This window comes from Pseudomonas svalbardensis (assembly GCF_030053115.1).
In the GTDB taxonomy this organism is placed as follows: domain Bacteria; phylum Pseudomonadota; class Gammaproteobacteria; order Pseudomonadales; family Pseudomonadaceae; genus Aquipseudomonas; species Aquipseudomonas svalbardensis.
In genome coordinates, this window is the sequence record NZ_CP125619.1 from 1099547 (window position 1) to 1118456 (window position 18910).

Genomic DNA, 18910 nt, shown 5'->3' on the forward strand with positions numbered 1-18910 from the left:
CATGACTCCCTTGCCCGCACCTTTGCGCTGGCTGTATTCCCTTGAATGGCGCCGGGGTTTCTTCGACTGGGCGCGCAGCGATGGCGTGACCTGGGTCTACATTTTCAAGGTCTTGTTCGCGGCGTTTCTGACGCTGTGGCTGGCCATGCGCCTGGAGTTGCCGCAGCCGCGCACGGCGATGATCACCGTGTTCATCGTCATGCAACCGCAAAGCGGCCACGTGCTGGCCAAGAGTTTCTATCGCTTCCTTGGGACATTGGCCGGCTCGGCAGTGATGGTCGCGTTGATTGCCTTGTTTGCGCAGAACACCGAGCTGTTCCTCGGTTCGCTGGCGATCTGGGTCGGCATCTGTTCGGCCGGCGCGGCGCGCTATCGCAACTTCCGCGCCTATGGTTTCGTGCTCGCCGGGTACACCGCCGCGATGGTCGGCTTGCCCGCACTGGCGCACCCGGACGGCGCGTTCATGGCCGCCGTGTGGCGGGTGCTGGAAATCTCCCTGGGGATTATTTGCTCCACGCTGGTCAGCGCCGCGATCCTGCCGCAATCCGCCAGCGCCGCCATGCGCAACGCCTTGTATCAGCGCTTCGGCGTGTTCGCGCTATTCGTCACGGATGGCTTACGTGGTCGTAGCAAACGGGAGGCTTTCGAGGCGAGCAACGTGCGCTTCATTGCCGAGGCCGTGGGGCTGGAAGGGTTGCGCAGCGTCACCGTGTTCGAAGACCCGCACATGCGCCGGCGCAACGGCCGGCTCAGCCGCTTGAACAGCGAGTTCATGGGCATTACCACCCGTTTCAACGCCTTGCATCAGTTGCTCGAACGCCTGCGCAGCAGCGGCGCCGAGCACGTGGTCGCGGCGATCAAACCGGGTTTGCAAGACCTCGCCGAACTGCTCGACGGCTTTAGCGGCCGCGCCCTGACCAACGCTGATGCAGGGCGTCTGGTGATCGCGTTGACCGCCTATAAAGAAGGTTTGCCGGCACGCGTTCGCAGCTTGCGGGCGACTTTTCAGGAGCGCGATCCGAGCGACGCCGAGCAACTGGATTTTCATACCGCGTATGAACTGCTCTATCGCTTCGTCGACGACTTGCACAATTATGCACAGACCCACGCGTCCCTGGCCGATCACAGCCATGTGCGCGAGCAATGGGATGAACCGTTCACCCCGCAAACCAACTGGATGGCATCGGCCGCCTCGGGGATTCGCGCGGCGTTCATTCTGGTGGTTCTGGGATGCTATTGGGTCGCCACCGCGTGGCCGAGTGGGGCGACGATGACGCTGATTGCCGCCGCGACCGTGGGCCTTTCAGCGGCGACACCGAATCCAAAACGCATGGCGTTTCAGATGGCTTGCGGGACGCTCCTCGGGGCCCTGATCGGCTTCGTCGAGATGTTTTTCATCTTCCCGTGGATCGACGGTTTTCCGTTGCTCTGTGTGATGCTCGCGCCGGTGATCGTGCTCGGTTCGTTCCTCACTTCGCGGCCGCAATACGCCGGTGTCGGTCTTGGTTTGCTGATCTTCTTCAGCACCGGTTCGGTGCCGGACAACCTCACCGTTTACAACCCTTACGCGTTTATCAATGACTACATCGCCATGGTGCTCGGCATGCTGGTGTGCGCGGCGGCCGGGGCGATCATTCTGCCGCCCAACAGCCGCTGGTTGTGGCGTCGGCTGGAGCAGGATTTGCGCGGGCAAGTGGTGTACGCGATCAGCGGCAAACTCAAGGGTTTGGCGTCGAGTTTCGAAAGCAGTACGCGGGACTTGCTGCATCAGGCCTACGGTCTCGCGGCAGGGCAACCGCAGGTGCAACGGGACTTGCTGTGCTGGATGTTCGTGGTGCTGGAAGTCGGCCACGCGATCATCGAGTTGCGCAAGGAGCAGGCGATCCTGCCGGTGCATCCGGCCTATGCCGAATCCCAACCGTGGCGTCAGGCGATCCGGGTGATGGGGCGCTCGCTGGTGCGGCTGTTTCTGCAACCGAGTCAGAGCAATCTGGAGCGCAGCCTGATCGCCGTCGATCACGCGATCAGCCGCGCGCAAGCCACCGACGAACCTTTCGCGCCGCACTTCGACACCTCGGCCCTGCGCCGGGTGAAGAGCTACCTGCACTTCATCCGCACGTCGTTGCTGGACCCGCAATCACCGCTCGCCGGCTACATAAATGCCAACGCCACCGCCAAGCCCCAAGGACTTGAACATGCCTCGTGAAATCGCCTTCCACGGCGTGTACATGCCAACCATGACCCTGATGTTTTTCATCGCGGCGGCACTGGCCTGGGCACTTGATCGGTTCCTGTCCGGGTTCGATCTGTACCGTTTCTTCTGGCACCCGGCGCTGCTGCGCCTGAGTCTGTTTACCTGTCTGTTCGGCGCCCTGGCGCTGACTGTTTACCGTTGACTCTCTATCACTGACTCTCTATCACTGAAGAAGGCCCTGATGAAAAAGCTTTTCAGCCTGCTCGCCACCTTGCTGGTGCTGGCCCTTGCGATGTGGATCGGCCGGACCCTGTGGGTGCATTACATGGACACGCCATGGACCCGCGACGGCCGGGTGCGCGCCGACATCATCAACGTCGCCGCCGACGTCACTGGGGAAGTGGTGGACGTGCCGGTGCGCGACAATCAACAGGTGAAGAAGGGTGATTTGCTGATGCGGATCGACCCCGAGCACTACCGCATTGCGGTCAAACAGGCACAGTCGCTGGTGGCCTCGCGCAAGTCGACGTGGGAAATGCGCAAGGTCAACGCCCACCGCCGCGCTGACATGGACAACCTGGTGATCTCCAGGGAAAACCGCGACGACGCCAGCAACATCGCTGACTCAGCCCTGGCCGATTACCAGCACGCACAAGCGCAACTGGAAGCCGCCGAACTGAACCTCAAACGCACCGAGGTCCGCGCAGCGGTGGACGGGTACGTGACCAACCTCAATGTGCATCGCGGCGATTACGCGCGCATCGGTGAGGCGAAAATGGCCGTGGTCGACATGAACTCGTTCTGGGTCTACGGCTTCTTCGAAGAAACCAAATTGCCCCATGTGCGGGTCGGCGATAAAGCCGACATGCAGTTGATGAGTGGGGAAGTGTTGAAGGGGCATGTGGAAAGCATTTCTCGCGGCATCTACGACCGTGATAACCCGCAGAGTCGCGAGCTGATTGCGGATGTGAACCCGACCTTTAACTGGGTGCGTTTGGCGCAGCGAGTGCCGGTGCGGATTCACATTGATGAAGTGCCGGAGGGTGTGCTGTTGGCGGCGGGGATTACGTGCACGGTGGTGGTGAACTAGCCATTAGACCGAGTCGCGGCCTTCGCGAGCAGGCTCGCTCCCACAGGGGGGGCGTCGTTCACAAAATCTGCATTCGAACTCGGCCAATGTGGGAGCGAGCCTGCTCGCGAAGGGGGCAACTCGGTCCCGCAGCTAAAAGGCGACAGCTCAGCCCTTGCAAAACGTCTCATGCAAATGCCGCCAAACCACCTTGCCATCCGCCTGCTTCTCAAACATCACCGTCGACCGCCGATCAGAGTGCAACCCCGTCGCATCCGTCTGCTGCTCGCGATAACTCACCGTTGCACCACCGTCGAGCAGAGCGATGCCGCGCAACTCGCTGAGCTCAATTCTGAACCCGAGTTTCTTCCCGCCCGCCATCAAAAACAATTCGCTCAACGCGTCGAAATCCAGCACCCGGCCCAACGGCGAGACCATGGAAAACTGCGGTGAAAAACGCGTCAGCAACTGTTCAAGCGCCGATTCGTCCTGTTCCTCGGCCAACCATTGCTCGATGGCGACGTGGGCCTGGATCACTTCGTCAAAATATTCGGTGTAATCAGTCATGGAAGTTGCCCCTTCAACCCGAACCGCTTCATCAACCCCGCCTCCAGCAGCCCTTTAGGCAACAACCCCGCCAGTAACGGCAACGCCCGACTGCCGTTGCCCAGACGAATCAGGCGCGGTGGTTTGCTCTGCTGCACGGCCTTGAGCAAGCCGGCGGCAAATTCACTGGCCGGGGTCGGGTTGTCCTGGGAGGCCTTGGCCCGTGCGCGAATGCCGTCACGCAGCGGCCACCAAGGCGATTGTTCGGTAATCAACTGCTCCGCTTCATGACCGGCATTCTTGGCAAAACTGGAGGCTATGGCGCCCGGTTGGACTTCCATGACCCGCACGCCAAACGGCGCCAGTTCCATGCGCAACGCATCGGTCAAGGCATGCACCGCCGCTTTCGAGGCGCAGTAGGCGCCGGCGAATGGCGTGACCAAAACCCCGGACACGCTGCCGATGTTCACCACCAGACCTTTGGCCCGGCGCAGCACCGGGAACATCGCGCGGGTGACGCCGACGATGGCGAACACGTTGGTTTCGAATTGCCGTTGCATGGCCGGCACACCGCCGTCGAGCAACGGCCCCATGGCGCCATAACCGGCATTGTTGATCAGCACGTCGAGGCCGCCATGTTGCTGGTTGATGCGCTCGCTCAAGTGTTCGAGTGCGGCGCCGTCGTTGACGTCCAGTTGCACGGCGGTGAAACCGGCAGCGGCCAGGGCCACCACGTCTTCAGCCTTGCGGGCGCTGGCCCAGACGTCGTATCCGGCATTTTTGAACACATCAGCGAGGGCGCGTCCAATGCCGCTGGAGCAACCGGTAATTAACGCAACGGGCATGGCGCGGTCCTTGTGCAAAGAGGAAGGGAAGATCAATCGGAGAAACTACCTTGCAAACGCTCAGCGCGAAACTCTAGCGTTTGCGGGCGATAGCCCGGGCGCAGCGGCGGCAGGGGCAAACAGTCTTCCCAGTTCGCGCCGGCCTGCAGTTCGCCGGGGCCGCGATAGCGCGGTGCGGCGTATTGATTGTCGGCCAGATTAACCGTATCGCCCGGCGCATACGCGGCGACGCGCCAGCGTAACTCGGTCAGCGGCACGTCGTTGCCGTTGTTCATTTTCAGTTGCAACGGTCGGTCCGCCGGGCAGTGTTCGGGCGCGTAGGTGATGCGCAACTCAAGGCGCGCCAGTTGCTTGACCTCGCGGTTGTCCATCCAGATCACCCACATTGCCACCACACCCAACCCAACGGCCGCCGCCACGGAGACCGGCAACGCCTTGGTCGGGTAGCGCAGCAACAAAATCAGCCAGGTGATGACCAGCAGGACGCCGATGAACATGTTTGAACGCTCCTTGAACTCTTAGCCACCATCCTACCGAAGGGCCGAAGGAATGGACATTCGTCGATCAAGGTCTGTTGCCATTAGATCGTTCCCACGCAGAGTGGGAACGAGAAATAAAAAAGCCCCCACCCAACCCGCTGCGGATAGGGAAACGCAGCGGGTCGGGCGGGGGCTTCTTGTGTTACAGATCAATTACCGCGCGATGGTTTTCACCGATACGCCGCGGTCGATCGGGGTAGAGCGACCGTAGATATCTTCAAACCGCTCGATATCGTCTTCGCCCAGGTAGCTGCCCGATTGCACTTCGATGATTTCGAGTGGAATCTTGCCCGGGTTGCGCAGACGGTGGACCGAGGCGATCGGAATGTAGGTCGACTGGTTTTCAGTCAGCAGGAACACGTTTTCGTCGCAGGTCACTTCAGCCGTGCCGCTGACCACGATCCAGTGTTCGGCGCGGTGGTGGTGCATCTGCAGCGACAGACACGCGCCAGGTTTGACCGAGATGCGCTTGACCTGGAAGCGGCCGCCCATGTCCACCGAGTCGTAGGAGCCCCACGGACGATAGACTTCGCAGTGGGTCTGGGTTTCGCTACGGCCCAGTTCGTTGAGGGTGTTGACCATCTGTTTCACGCCTTGGACCTTGTCCTTGTGGGCGATCATCATGGCGTCCTTGGTTTCGACGACCACGATGTTTTCCAGACCGATCACCGACACCAGTTTGCCGTTGCCGTGGATCATGCAGTTTTTGCTGTCCTGAATGACCACATCGCCTTTGGTGACGTTGCCGTTGGCGTCTTTTTCATTCACTTCCCACAACGACGACCAGCAGCCGACATCGCTCCAGCCCGCGGTCAGCGGTACAACGCAGGCGCGCTGGGTTTTTTCCATCACCGAGTAGTCGATGGAATTGTCCGGGCAGCAAGCGAAGGTGGCGGAGTCGATGTCGACCGTGTCGGCATCCTGCTCGCTACGTTCCAGGGTCAGCACGCAGGTGTCGTAGATGTCCGGATCGTGTTTTTTCAGCTCTTCGAGGAAACGGCTGGCACGGAACAGGAACATTCCGCTGTTCCAAAAGTAACCGCCGGACTCGACGAACTCGGTGGCGCGTTTCACGTCCGGTTTTTCGACGAAGTGCGAGACGCGGCTGACGCCTTCGGGCAGCAGCGAATCATTGGCCGACTTGATGTAGCCGTAGCCGGTTTCCGGTTTGGTGGCCGGTACGCCGAACAGCACCATTTCGCCGTTTTCTGCAGCGACCGTGGCCAGGGCCAGGGCGCGTTGCAGGGCTTTCTGATCTTCCAGCACGTGGTCGGCTGGCAGCACCAACATCAATTCGTCGCGACCTTCGTTGACCAGCATCAGTGCGGTCAAGGCCACGGCTGGTGCGGTGTTGCGGCCGAACGGTTCCATCAGGATGCGCTGTACGTCCAGTTTACGGGCGCCCAGCTGCTCGTTGACGATGAAACGGTGTTCCTTGTTGCAGACAACGATCGGGGTGTCCATGCCTTCGAACACCAGGCGTTCCAGAGTTTGCTGGAACAATGTTTGTTCGCCGGTCAGGGCGAGGAATTGCTTAGGAAACTGTTTGCGCGAAAGCGGCCAAAGACGTGAGCCACTACCACCTGACAAGATCACCGGAATCATGTTGTTACTCCTTGAATATCGTATGGGTCAGAGCTACTGCGTTCTGTCGTTTCACTCTTGTTCTTATTCCGTGTCCGGGTAGCCCGTGGGCTACCCGGCAAAATGATTAGCGCGTCGAAACCGGGCGTTTTACCCAGACTGGCGCCAGGCTGCTGCCGGTGCCGGTGACGTACAGCACGGCGGCTTCACCGCGTTCCAGGGCAACCGGTTTCACGTCGCCGACTTTCTTGTCGCCATCGTATAGCGCCAGGCTGACTTTAACCGGGTTGATTTCACGCTCGCCACGGCCCTTGGCGGCCACGGAAGGGACCACTTCGGTCTTGCCGTCAGCGGTTTTCAGGGTCAGTGCTTTGTCGCTGAGGTTCTGTACGCGAACCAGGGATTTCTGCTTGTTCTTGAACGGCGGCTCTTCGATCAGTTGCGGTGCGCCGCTGGCGTTGTTGACCAGGGTGTAATAGTGATCACCGGCCAGTTTCACCGGCAGGGACTGGCTACCGACCTTGGCGCTGTAGTCGCCGCCCGGCATGAAGCTGAAGTCAGTGCTGGACAGCGGCGCGACTTCGGCCAGGTTGGTGGTGCCGACGGTGGCGCTGACTTCAGCGTTACCGGCGTTGTAGACACGCACGAAGCTTGAGCCTTTCGGTGCGGTCGGGCCATAGAGCGCGGCATCGCCTGCGAAGGCGGACATCGACAGAACGCTCATGCCAGCAACGAGTGCGAAGGTCTTGGCGAGACGGCGAGGAGTAGTAGTAGTGAAAGTCATGGTGTACCTCTCTTTCAGTTTTGCGCCCGGTCGGGCGTCTCGGATTTAGTGTTGTTTAGTGCAACGTTTTGTTGGTTTACGCCGGCTTCTTTGAGCTCTGCGACCCACTGCGGGTCGGCGTCACCGATTTCGTTGTTCACAGGCAGATAACGTTCAGGAAACTCCCAGATCAGTACCTGTGGCGGGCTATTCTTGAAAGCATCACTTTTCAGGTAGCTGAGCATCGGCAGAATCGGGCCGTGGCCGTCTTCGGCGTAATTGACCACGTCGCTGTTCAGCGCTTGTTTCAGCGCACCGACGAAGTTCCAGTTGGGGTTAGCGCTGTAGCTGGTGCCGATCAGGGCCACCGGCACTTCAGTGTTGGCGAACAGGGCGTCATCACCGGCCGGCTGGTCTTGCGCCGCAACGGTGTTGCGTTTCTGCAACGGCTCAGTTTTGGGCATCAGGTTTTCAAACAGCGGGTCCAGCGGCAGGAACAACCGCAGGTCGCCCTTGTGAGTCACGTTCTCCGCAGGTTCAGTGACGAAGTGTTGCGGCTCGCCGCTCAGCGGGTATTTGTCGGTAATGGATTTCGCCAGGGTTTCGGCGGCGATTTGCGCGCCTTCCGGGGTCCAGTGAGTGTCGGTGCGCAGGAACACTTGCTGACCGTTCAGCTTGGCTTTCAGCATCGGGCCGAACAGGTCGGGAGCGAGGACCTTGTTGGCCGCCACGCGAGCGTGGAAGTCCTCATAGAGGTTGGCGTGGATGCTCGAAGGTTTCACTTCACCCAGGTGTTCCGGGTACAGGCGAGTCTTGGCCGGCACGATCGCCATGACCAGTTTCACGCCTTTGGCTTTCAGTTCCTGGCGCACGCCTTCAACCAGCGCGTAGTTGCCTTGCAGGTTCAGCTCTTCGTTGACGATCGGGTTGAATTCCTCATCGCTGTACAACCACTGATCGCGGCCGAGCACGACGCCCGGACGACCTTCGTTGAACAGTTTGAAATCCAGCGCAGCCCAAAGGTTGGTGCCCAGACGCTTGATCGGAAACTCGTCGTCGTAATGCGTTTCCACGGCTTTGGTCCAGCGGCCGTTGAGCACCGTCGTTTCGGCAGAGGTACTGAAGCCGAGGAAACTGCGCGTGGACCACAGGCCCAGGACCAACAGCGTCACCATGAACAGGGTGATGTAGAGGATGCGTAATGAGCGGGTCATAGTCAGATCCCTCAGAACTGGAAGTAAAGGAACGGCGAGAAGCTTTGCGCCGAGAGTTTGAAAATCGAGGCGATGAACAGCACCAGTACCAGCGTGCGCATCACGTAACGAGACCAGTCCGCAGTCCAGTAGGCCGGTTGCACAGTCGCTTCAACGCCGACGGTGTAGCCAGGCTCGTGGATGCTGCCCGGGCTGTCGCCCGGTACGGCTTTGATCATTCCAGGCGTAGCGGCAGCCGGGCCATCGGCCTCGACGTTCACAACAGGCTTGGTCTTCTCAGGCGGCAGGTTGCTGTAGAAGTCACGAATGCCGAAGAACGCCAGGGTCATGTAAGCCACCACCAGAGTTGCCACTTGCAGGCCGGTGAGGCTGGCCGCGTTGAGTTCAGACAGTGACCATTCGCCGAAGCTGAACATCGCGCCGTACATACGACCGGCGACGTGCAGGTTTTCCGAGCGGAAGATCACCCAGCCCATGACCACGAGCAGGAAGGTCAGCGCCCAGCGGATCGGGTTGATGCTGCGCGGCGAGGTGTTCAGGCCGAGGGCCTTTTCGATCGCCAGCCACATGCCGTGCCACGCACCCCAGACGATGTAAGTGATGTTCGCGCCGTGCCACAGACCACCGAGCAGCATGGTCAGGAACAGGTTGCGATAGGTCATCAGCGTACCTTTACGGTTACCGCCCAGCGTGATGTACAGGTAGTCACGCAACCAGGTGGACAGGCTGATGTGCCAGCGACGCCAGAACTCGGTGATCGACTGGCTGATGTACGGCTGTTTGAAGTTTTCCATGAAGCGGAAACCCATCATCAAGCCCAGACCGATTGCCATGTCGCTGTAACCGGAGAAGTCGAAATACAGCTGCGCAGTGTAGGCCAGCGCGCCGAGCCAGGCATCGCCCGTGGTCGGGTTCTGCAAGGCGAAGCAATGGTCGGCCACGACCGCCAGGGTGTCGGCGATGAAAACCTTCTTGATGAAACCCTGCATGAACCGCGTGGCACCCTCGGAGAACTTGTCGAGGGTGTGGGTGCGGTTGTTGAACTGGTCGGCGAGATCGCGGAAGCGCAACACCGGACCGGCGATCAGGTGCGGGAAGATCGCCACGAAAGCGGCAAAGTCGATCAGGTTGCGGGTCGCCGGGGTATCACCACGGTAGACGTCGATGATGTAGCTGATGGACTCGAAGATGTAGAACGAGATCCCGATCGGCAACAGCACGTGGGTCAGGATGAACGGCGACAGACCGACGGAGGTCATCATCGCGTTGATGCTGTCGACACCGAAGTTGGCGTACTTGAAGTAGCCGAGAATGCACAGGTCGACGCCCACGCCCAGGAGCAACCAGCGTTGTGCCGGTTTGGTCCGAACGCCTGCGGCACCGACTTTGAGGCCGATCCAGTAGTTCCACAGGGTGACGGCTGCGAACAGCGCAAGGAAGTCCACACGCCACCAGGCATAGAACACGTAGCTGGCGATCAGCAGCAGCAGGTTGCGATAGCGTATTCCGCTTAAGTAGTACATGCCGAGAAAGATCGGCAAGAACAAAAACAGGAACACGTTGGATGAAAATACCATCCCGGTCTCTCCATGTTTAACCAACAGTCAAGGGCCAACGGCCCCCCCAAACCCCCCACCGAAATCGAGGGGTAAAACGGTGTTTCCTTGAGGGGTGTGGTTGGCCTTAAGACCAACCCCTCACCCCCCGCCCTCTCCCCGGAGGGGAGAGGGAGCCTGATCTCGATGGCTTTCAAAACTTGAGATCGACTCGATATCGCATGTCGCCGAAACTTAACCAGACGCCTCGGTCAGTCCCCTCGCCCCTCCGGGGAGAGGGTTAGGGTGAGGGGCTGTTTTTCAGCCCCTCCACAACTCACGAACCTTTTTTGCCTTTTTCACTCGCCGGGTCGTAGACCTTGGTCAAATCCCCACCGAGGCGGAAGGTCTTGAACGGCTGCATTTCGCGCTTTTTCTCAAGCACATCCGGCGAGCAGGTGTAGAGCGTGCAGAACGGTTCGAGCCAGGCAAATTTCGAGTCGACCTTGAGGTCGGTCATGTCCTGCTCTTTACCGTTCTTCTTCTCGAATTCTTCCGGGTCTTCGACACCCGCGAGCACTCGATCACCCAGGCGCTTCAATGCGCCGTTGTTTTCCTGACGCAAGTCCACACCGTTGACCTGAGCGAAACTGGCGATCATCGCCAGAGGCGGCAGGGCGTAGTTGTGATAGGAGAGGGCGCGTTGCTGGCGCTTGAGTTCGTTGGGCAGGAAACCCTGGGCGTCGATTTGATTGACGCCGACTTTGTATTCCTTTACCGACCAGTCGAACAGGTCGCGGCGGTTGGTGGCGATGGACGTTGCCATCACCGACCAGGCGGACCAGTACGAGTGGTTGTTGGTTTTTTCCAGCGGCAGGTTGTCCCAGTCGCTGACGACTTGATCAGCCATTTTGCTGAACCAGGCCTCAATCAGTTGCGCCTCTTGCTGATGGTTCGCCAACGGATGCGAGTCGGAGAATTTCAGGCGGATATAGGACGAGGCCATGCTGCCCAACGCCCATTTGCGCATGGACTTGCCGGTGTGGTTGAAGTCCTTGGACATCAACGCATCGGCCTTGGCCCAGGCAGTCAACCAACTCAGGGTGCATTCCAGCTGTTCCGGACGACCGTCACGCATGTACTGCATCACGCGCTTGCTGGTGCCGCGCTCAATCTTGGTGATGTCGGCAGTAGTGTCACGGAAGGCCTTTTCCGATGCCTCGTTCAGGGTCGAACGGGCCTTGTCGGAGCCTTCGTACTTGCTGCGAAATTGCAGCGAGCCGGTATACGGCGTCGGCATCGCATCACAGCCTTCGCTCTTGTCGCCGGTTTTGACTTTTTCAATCGGCGCGAAGTATCCCTGCGGCGGACGCAGTGGCGCGGCTGCCTGGGTGGCCCCGGCGAACATCGCCAGAGTCAGCAGGGAGGGCGCGAGTAACTTTTTCAAAGTTCGGGTTTGCATATGAACCTCATTGCCCGGCCTGAGCGGTACGCTGCTCAGCGCCTGGGAACACGTTGCGTTTGCAGATTTTCGCTTCGACTTTCTGTGGCGCGGCACCTGCTTCAGGGCCCTGGATTTCGACGGCCAGCAGATTCTGCGAGGCCCAGTCTTCGTCCGTGCGCAACTCGAAGGCGAAACGCCCGTCGGTATCGGAGGTTTCCGGTTTTTCGATCTTGATGTCCTCGTGGCGACCGTTCATGTACCAGAGGGTGGCTTGCAGATTTTTCACCGACGGATCGGCGAAGCGAATGTCAACCTGGTGGCTGCGGTTTTGCAGATTCAGGTTCTTGCTGTTGACCATCAATTCGTTCTTGCCCGGTTTCAACGTGGTGCTGCCGGTCATCTGCGCATCCTTTCCTTCGCAACCGTTGTCCAGCAGCGCCATCATCTGGCGGTAGATGGTTTCCTGGTCGAGGCGATAGAGCGGCGAGAATTCCCAGATCAGAATCTTCGGCGGCTTGGTCTGGAACTCTTCGCTGCCCAGGTACTGCAGCATCGAACCTTCCAGGCCACCGCCGGGGAACGCCACGTTGAGGATGTCGGCGCCGATGGCCTCTTCGAGGAAACCGGCAAAGTTGTAGTTCTTGCCACTGTGGCTGGTGCCGACCAGGGTGACTTCCGGATTGCCGGAATCACTGAACAGATCGCCATCAGCTGCTTCGCCTTTCGGCTCGGTGGTGAACTGATCCATGTACTGGATCGCGTAGCTGGTGCCACAGAGTTGACCAGCCATGTTGTGTAACGTTCCGGTCTTGCCCATGCGACCCGACTTATGGCTCTCGAATTCGCGTTTCGGCACGTCGGCAAACGCCGGCATTTTCTTGATTTGCTCACCGACGATTTTCGCCGTGCGCTGGGCGCCATACGGCGTCCAGTGTTGGTCGCCTTGGAAGTAGAAATCGTGGGCTGGCAGGGTGTCAGGCAGCGACTCGTTGGTCAGCGGCGACAGGTCCGGCACGGTGTAGCCCATCTGCTCGAAACGGCCGAGCATGGTCTTGTAGTTCCTCAAGGCCTTGTCGAAATCGAACTTGGCCTTGTCTTCCGGGTTGAGCTTGTTGCGGTTCACCAGACCACGGGTCGGCTGGTAGACGATGACCAGTTCCACGCCTTTGCTCTTGAACGCATCGTGCAGTTCTTTCATGCGTTTGTAGCCGGCGGGGGTGGTGTCGAACTCGGTGCGCAAGTCTTCTTGCGTACGGAATAGCCAATCGCCCTGAGCCTGCACCAGCGTGGTGAAGTTCTGCTGGTAACGCGTGGTGTAGTTTTTCGCGTCGTGGGCTGCCGGGCACAGGTTGCAGCACGGTTCGGCGCTGAAAGCAGGTGCTTTGGCTTCATCGGCACGAGCGCCGGCGCTGGCCGCGAGAATGCCGACGGTCAGGGCCGACAGGCTGAGTAATTTGATCAAGTGTGAGTGCATAAAATTATCCTCAGTCCTGCATTTCGGTCTGGCGTTCGACAGGGTCGATCAGCACGGCTTTCTGCTGGCGCACCAGCAGGTCGAGAATTTCATCCTGGCGCTCGCCAAGAATTCCGTTGAAGCTGATGCCGCTGGATTTGGTCGGCGCGAGCATGGACACGCGATACAACTCGACGCTCAGGGGCGAGTCGATGGACAGCGGGCCGCTGCCGTTGCCGGCCAGTTCGCCACCGACGATGATCAGCGACACCTGGGCGTCGAACGGATCGAGCTTGATGTCACGGTCGGTGTCGCTCAGGTCCTTGATGTGCCCGTAGACACCGGTCAGGCCGTTGGCCATGGACAGGTTTTCGTAGAGGCGGATGTTCACGCTGTTACGAATCCGGATGCCGTGGCGCTTGTTGCTGATCACCTTGTTGCCCCACAGCAGGTTGTCGCCACTCTCGTAGAGGGTGATGCCGTCGGTGTGGTTCTTGTAGATCTCGTTGTAGGCGATCAGGTTGCTCACGCTGTTACGGTCGATCACCAGGCCCGACAACTTGTTGTCGTAGCTGCGGTTGTTGAAGATGAAGCTTTTGTTGACCTCACGGGAAATGATGATCCCGTGCTTCTTCTTGGTCCCGAACACAGTGTTGTCGGCAATGATCAGACCGTGTGAACGGTCATGCGGGTCGATGCCGTAGACGATGTTGTCTTTGTAGGTGTTGCCCTTGACCACAAAGTCGCGGGTTTCGTAGCAGTAGAAGCCGTACCACATGTCCGAGAACTCGGAGCCGACAATCCAGCCGGTCGGTTCAGGGCGCTTGAGCACCTTGGCCATGTTCGGCGTGTATTGGGAAATACTCACGCCGTAAGACTTACTGTTGGCATAACCGAAACTGGCGATCTTGCTGTTGGCGATGTAAGTCTCGGTGCCACCCCAGGACAACATGAACGGACGGAATTCCTTCGACGACTTGAACGTCGCCGGACCGTTTGCCTTCTCACTCCAACCGGTGATTTTGGTATCACGCACGAACAGCTGACCGTCGTTGACCAGGAACGAACCGGCCTCTTGGGACAGGCGCAGTTCCTGGGTCTGCTTGTCGATTTCCAGGATGCCTTTCTCACCCACCACGATCGGCAGCTTCGCCAGGAATACACCCGGCGAGGTTTCGCTGAAGTACTGCTTGGGTACTTTCTTGGCCAGATCCTTGAGGTTCATGTAGCCGTCGTCGATGAAAATCGCCTGTGGGATACCGTGCTGACGCACGACCCATTCGGCCATCTTGTTATCGCCGCCGATGAAGTCCTTCAGGGCGTTTTCCTGCATCATCCGGCGTACGCTGATTTTGCCGGGCTTGGTGCGCACGATTTTCGCGGCGATGGCTTCGGCGGTGTAGCCGGAGGTGTCCGGCAGTTTCGGCTTCGCCAGCTCCAGCGGCGCGGTCGGTGCGCTGCTGACGGTGTAGGTCTTGGCCTGTTGCAACCCTTTGGCAATGGTCGCCGGTTGGCCTTTTTGAACGGGAGCGGTTGGCTCTACCGTGGCGAAGGCTGCCGTGCTGGCCAGCAACATCGCGCCGGCCAGCAAGGTTATCGAGCCTCTCTTCGGACTGTTCATGTCAGGAACTCCCTTAGCGGTTCGCATCAGAAGCGCCAGATCACGTCGATAAACGCGCGGTGCATGTACGAGTCGACGCCTTTGCCATACGCATCGCCGGGCTTGAACACACCGCCACGCAACCGCACCAAGGCCGAAGGCTCATCGATCGACTGGCTCAAGGAGGCGGGCAGCAGGCCTTGCTTGAAGTACTTGGTGACGACCACGTCCATTTCCTGGCCGAGGTCTTTGTTGCCATCTTCCAGCGGCAGGGACGTGCTGGAGAGCACGGCGCCGGTCACGTCGTCGGTGTCGTTCTGGACGGCGTTGATGCCGTTGCTGCCGACCGGCTTGTTGCCGTCGACGCGCCAGAATTTGTGGTAGATCACACTGGCGTCGTATTCGTCGTTGAGCATCCACGAACCGAACAAGGTTGCGGACTGCATGTTGTTCGTTTCACCACGGAACGCTTCGCCGAAACGGTGAACCCGCGAGCGAGTACCGGTGTAGTTCGAACGGTTGCTTTGCAGGCCGTTCTGTTCGTAATCAGCGCTGGCACGGGCATAAGCTGCACCGACTTGCCATTGCGGATCGAGGCGCAGACGCACGCCCAGGTCAGTGGCCCAGCCATCGACGTTGCCACTGGTTTTGGCTTGTGCCGGTGCGGTGCCCTCGGCGGTCAGCGGGTTGACCGTGTCGCGGTCGCCACTCATGCCGGTGACGCTGCCCCAGTAGTTGACGGTGTTGGTGTTGCGCCAGTTGTAGGCATCGCTGTCGGCGGTGAGGCCGAGCCAGCTGATATCGCCATTCTCTTTCTTGTCCAGAGAATCGGCGGCAACGCCCGGAGTCGGGTAATCGAGCTTGCCGTCATCGTGGGTGTGGTGACCACGAATGCCGACCCAGTTGCCCGGGTTCCACTGGTACGCCGCATCGGCGTAAGCGTGCAGGCGATCCTTGTCCTTGGGCGCGAGTTCGGTGAGGTCGGTGCGGTACTCGCTGAAGCGCTCGGCAACACCGGCGTTGGCGCGCAACAGGGTGGTGTCGAAGGTCCAGTTCAGGGCTTCGATGTTGGTGTCGCGCCATTGGCCGTCGTCATTGCGCAGGCGCTGGCGACCGAGCTTGAGAATCTCGCCGGGGTAGGGCGTAAGGCCGCTGTAACCGACCCAGAACTCGCGCATCGCCAGGTAGTTTTTCTTGCTCTTGCGATCACCGTTGTCGGTGGCCTGGGTGCCGTCGCTGTCGGACTGTTGCAGGGTGTCCGTCTCGATGATGTCGGTGGACGTCACGGCCTGACCCATGGCGTAGCCGCTCCACGCGCCGCTCTCGCCGTAGATCCATGGACGCAGGTCGAGGCCGACGCCATTGACGTCGCCGCCGCTCGCCGTACCGAGGTCAGTGTCGTCTTCGGACTGGGCGGTGACTTTCACGTCAAGGCCGTAGTTCTTGCTTTCAGTCAGGGCCGCCAGGGTCGGGCACGACCACAGCAGGGCGAATGACAGGCCAATACCGGCCTTAACGAATGGATTCAACTTCATAGGGATTCCTCGCCGTCTTCTTCTTCCAGGGCATGCAGTTCCAGCGTGTTCTGGCTCAAGGCACCACGAACGGCCTGTTCTTGTTTCAACAGGCGTTGGGCCTCGGCGAGCTGGGCAGGCGGCAGTTGGGCTTCGAGTGTTTGCGCAAGCTCGGTGGCTTGCGGGGTGTTCTGGGCCTTGGCCAATTGGCTGAAGACATAAGCGTTAAGCGGGTCGGGCCGGGTGCCCTTGCCTTGGGAGAACAGTTGGGCAATGGCGAAGTCGGCGCTGTTCTGGCCGTTACGCGCAGCCTTGAGCAGGTGGTCCAGCGCTTTTTGCGAATAGACCTTGCCCAGGTAACCGCGACGGTAGATCTGGCCGAGGTAGTAATCGGCGGCCACTTCTCTGTCGACGGCTTTCTTGAAATGTTCTTCGGCGACCTTCGCGTCGGCCGGCACCATTTTGCCTTCGTAGTAGAGCTTGCCCAGCAACAGTTCGGCGCGCGGCTGGTCGGCGGCGCGGCCGTTGTCCAGGTACTTCATCATCGTGTCGACGTCACCCAGTTCGGGGAAGTCGTAGAGCAGTTGCGCCAGGCTGACCCAGGAAGCGGGGTAGCCGGGTGCGATGCCTTCGAGCAGCGACTGCGCGGTTTTCTCGTCGGTCGTGCCCAGGGATGCATCGCCCAGCACGCGAGCCACGCTGTCCACCCGCTGGGCGGAAACCGTGCCGCGAGCCTGAGCGGCTTGCATTTGCTTGATCAGCTCGGCCTGTTGCTCTGGCTGGGCTTTTTTCTGATAAACCGTGGCCAGTTCGACGTAGCAGATGTCGGTGGTGTTCAACGCGGCTTTGCAGATCGTTTCCACTTCGTCCAGATGCTGGTCGTAAGTGCCCTGGGTGCGATAGAGCAGCACTTGGGCCAGGCCCGCTTCCGGCTTGCCTTCGGCGCGCCATTGGCTGATCTGCTGTTGCGCGTTGACGTTCGGGAAACTGTGCGGGTATTGCAGGTACAACATCGCCAGCGGGATCAGGGTGTTGCCTTCGCCTGCGGCAGTGGCTTTCTTCAACAGGCCTTCAGCTTCGTGCTGTTCGGCTTCGGTTGAGCCGGGTTTGGCCACCAGCAGACGACCCAGGCGAGCCTGGGCCCGCGGCGAGACGCTGGCCGCGGCGCGATAAGTCGCCTCAGCTTTCTTGATCTGCGCCGGGTCACGGCTGTCGACCTGGATATCGGCGAGGCCAACCTGTGCTTCGCTGTAGCCCAGGTCTGCCAGTTGCTGGTAATTCTGCGCCGCCAGCGTGGTATCACCGCGCTTGAGGGCTTCGTTGGCCAGACGCTGGTCGGGCAGGCCGGCGCATCCGGCCAGGGCAATTGCCATGGCCAGAGTCAGCGGGACTGGCAGGATTCTGAGTGGGCTAGTCACGGGCATGTCCTCTTGTTTTTAACGACCGGCGGCCATGGCTTTATCGATCAGCCAGTTCAGGTTCGGACCACGAGTGCTGTTCACTTCAACCGGACGACCGGCGAATTTGCTGTCCAGCGGCTCGTCAGGCTTGATCAGCACGCGGATGTCGGACGACAGGTCGGCGCTTTTCAGGCTGGTGCTGCTGACGATCGTGCCGCTGCGGGTTTTGTCTTCGCCGGCGATCTGGAAGCTGACGGTGCTGCCTGGCAGCACGTCGCCGAACTGGCGATAGGAGAAGCGCGCTTCAACGTTGGCTTCGCTGTTACGCGGCACCAGTTGGAAGATTACGTCGCCCTTGCTGGCGTACTGGCCGTCGGCGACCATTTGCTGCGCCACGGTGCAATCGCACGGCGACGTCAGGGTGCCGGTCATTTGTTTGCCGAACAGCTCTTCAACCTTGGCCGGTTGCAGTTGGTTATCGTCCAGATGGCCCTTGAGTACGTCGAGCATGCTGGTGCTGAACGTCGCCAGCGGGGCGCCCTTGGCCGCAACGCCGTCGGTTTTCACCAGGCTCTGCACCGTGCCGTCGCGCGGCATGGTGATGTTCATGCCCGCCACGCTGACCAAACCGGCCTGGGCGTGGCTGACGAAGTACATGCCGTACACCGACTTGAAAATGAAGCCGAATGCTGTCAGACCGACGAGGAATATCGCGAAGCTGAAGGTCACGGCACGCAGACGACCGAACGGAGTCATGCCGTGGCCGCCATCCTTGACCTTGCGCGCCTTGGTGAAGTTGTCGCGTTGCAGGGTGGCCAGCACTTCACCCATGGTGACGATGTCGCCGGCCAGGTGAGAAGTGATCAGGTGGCGCAGGGTGGAAATGTCCTGAGATTCGAGGTTCTGGAACTGGCAACCGGTACGACCGGTTTCGCGGTCGTGGGAGCGCACCAGTAACTCGACGTCCATGGCCAGGCCGAGGTTATCGATAACGAACTGCAGGCGAGCCTTGTACACATCGCCGATCTTCAATGGCAGCGGACCGGCGTTGAAAGCCAGGCCGCCAGCGGAGAGGTCGATGACCCGAGCTTCGACCGGGGTCCGGTCAGGACCGAAGAAACGCAGCTTGGCCGGAATTTTTACTCGGGCGTGTTGGCGCTGGGCTTCTGATTCATGCACTACGTTGGCGTTGACGGCGGTATTCATATGG

General features: G+C 60.0%; 16 protein-coding genes. 3 read left to right on the top strand and 13 right to left on the bottom strand.

Going from position 1 to position 18910, the window contains the following annotated elements; translation table 11 throughout:
- The first annotated feature begins 1 nt into the window (after nucleotide 1).
- From QFX16_RS04800 to QFX16_RS04810, 3 genes are read left to right on the top strand one after another with little or no spacing between them, the layout of a single operon-like run.
- Nucleotides 2-2206: an FUSC family protein gene (locus tag QFX16_RS04800; RefSeq protein WP_283183026.1), complete on the top strand. Its 2205-nt coding sequence runs from the start codon at nucleotides 2-4 to the stop codon at nucleotides 2204-2206.
- Nucleotides 2196-2396, top strand: a complete 201-nt coding sequence (locus tag QFX16_RS04805) for a DUF1656 domain-containing protein (RefSeq protein ID WP_007896379.1) — start codon at nucleotides 2196-2198, stop codon at nucleotides 2394-2396. The genes QFX16_RS04800 and QFX16_RS04805 overlap by 11 nt, the downstream gene beginning before the upstream one ends.
- Nucleotides 2397-2435: 39 nt before the next feature.
- Nucleotides 2436-3284 (top strand): efflux RND transporter periplasmic adaptor subunit, encoded by an 849-nt coding sequence (locus QFX16_RS04810; RefSeq protein ID WP_283183027.1) that lies wholly within the window; start codon nucleotides 2436-2438, stop codon nucleotides 3282-3284.
- 147 nt (nucleotides 3285-3431) lie between these two features.
- Here the strand turns inward: QFX16_RS04810 and QFX16_RS04815 are convergent, their stop codons facing one another.
- The 13 genes from QFX16_RS04815 to QFX16_RS04875 form a co-directional block, all read right to left on the bottom strand.
- The gene (locus QFX16_RS04815) at nucleotides 3432-3830 is read right to left on the bottom strand and encodes a DUF4440 domain-containing protein (protein WP_283183028.1); all 399 of its coding nucleotides are present in this window, start codon (nucleotides 3828-3830) and stop codon (nucleotides 3432-3434) included.
- Nucleotides 3827-4654 carry an SDR family oxidoreductase gene (locus tag QFX16_RS04820; protein WP_283183029.1) on the bottom strand — a complete coding sequence of 276 codons (828 nt, stop codon included), beginning with the start codon at nucleotides 4652-4654 and terminating at the stop codon, nucleotides 3827-3829. The genes QFX16_RS04815 and QFX16_RS04820 overlap by 4 nt, the downstream gene beginning before the upstream one ends.
- Nucleotides 4655-4686: 32 nt before the next feature.
- Complete coding sequence (locus tag QFX16_RS04825) at nucleotides 4687-5151, bottom strand: multidrug transporter (protein WP_283183030.1); 465 nt, start codon at nucleotides 5149-5151, stop codon at nucleotides 4687-4689.
- 195 nt (nucleotides 5152-5346) lie between these two features.
- A complete protein-coding gene (locus QFX16_RS04830) occupies nucleotides 5347-6798 on the bottom strand; it encodes a mannose-1-phosphate guanylyltransferase/mannose-6-phosphate isomerase (protein WP_283183031.1) in 1452 nt (483 codons plus the stop codon).
- A gap of 106 nt (nucleotides 6799-6904) precedes the next feature.
- On the bottom strand, nucleotides 6905-7561 hold the full coding sequence (locus QFX16_RS04835; protein WP_283183032.1) for an alginate O-acetyltransferase AlgF: 657 nt from the start codon (nucleotides 7559-7561) through the stop codon (nucleotides 6905-6907).
- A 14-nt stretch (nucleotides 7562-7575) separates the two neighbouring features.
- Nucleotides 7576-8754 (bottom strand): alginate O-acetyltransferase, encoded by a 1179-nt coding sequence (locus QFX16_RS04840; RefSeq protein ID WP_283183033.1) that lies wholly within the window; start codon nucleotides 8752-8754, stop codon nucleotides 7576-7578.
- Between the two features lie 11 nt (nucleotides 8755-8765).
- The gene (locus tag QFX16_RS04845; RefSeq protein ID WP_283183034.1) at nucleotides 8766-10331 is read right to left on the bottom strand and encodes an MBOAT family O-acyltransferase; all 1566 of its coding nucleotides are present in this window, start codon (nucleotides 10329-10331) and stop codon (nucleotides 8766-8768) included.
- Nucleotides 10332-10626: 295 nt separating this feature from the next.
- On the bottom strand, nucleotides 10627-11751 hold the full coding sequence (locus QFX16_RS04850; RefSeq protein WP_283183035.1) for a mannuronate-specific alginate lyase: 1125 nt from the start codon (nucleotides 11749-11751) through the stop codon (nucleotides 10627-10629).
- 7 nt (nucleotides 11752-11758) lie between these two features.
- Nucleotides 11759-13207 carry an alginate O-acetyltransferase gene (locus QFX16_RS04855; RefSeq protein ID WP_283183036.1) on the bottom strand — a complete coding sequence of 483 codons (1449 nt, stop codon included), beginning with the start codon at nucleotides 13205-13207 and terminating at the stop codon, nucleotides 11759-11761.
- A 10-nt stretch (nucleotides 13208-13217) separates the two neighbouring features.
- Nucleotides 13218-14807 carry a mannuronan 5-epimerase AlgG gene (gene algG, locus QFX16_RS04860; protein ID WP_283183037.1) on the bottom strand — a complete coding sequence of 530 codons (1590 nt, stop codon included), beginning with the start codon at nucleotides 14805-14807 and terminating at the stop codon, nucleotides 13218-13220.
- 26 nt (nucleotides 14808-14833) lie between these two features.
- On the bottom strand, nucleotides 14834-16321 hold the full coding sequence (locus QFX16_RS04865) for an alginate export family protein (protein ID WP_283183038.1): 1488 nt from the start codon (nucleotides 16319-16321) through the stop codon (nucleotides 14834-14836).
- Nucleotides 16318-17724, bottom strand: coding sequence for an alginate biosynthesis TPR repeat lipoprotein AlgK (gene algK / locus QFX16_RS04870; protein ID WP_283183039.1), 1407 nt, complete (start codon nucleotides 17722-17724; stop codon nucleotides 16318-16320). Before algK ends, QFX16_RS04865 begins: the two co-directional genes overlap by 4 nt.
- A 12-nt stretch (nucleotides 17725-17736) precedes the next feature.
- Nucleotides 17737-18906, bottom strand: coding sequence for an alginate biosynthesis protein Alg44 (locus QFX16_RS04875; RefSeq protein ID WP_283183040.1), 1170 nt, complete (start codon nucleotides 18904-18906; stop codon nucleotides 17737-17739).
- Between the last annotated feature and the right edge of the window lie 4 nt (nucleotides 18907-18910).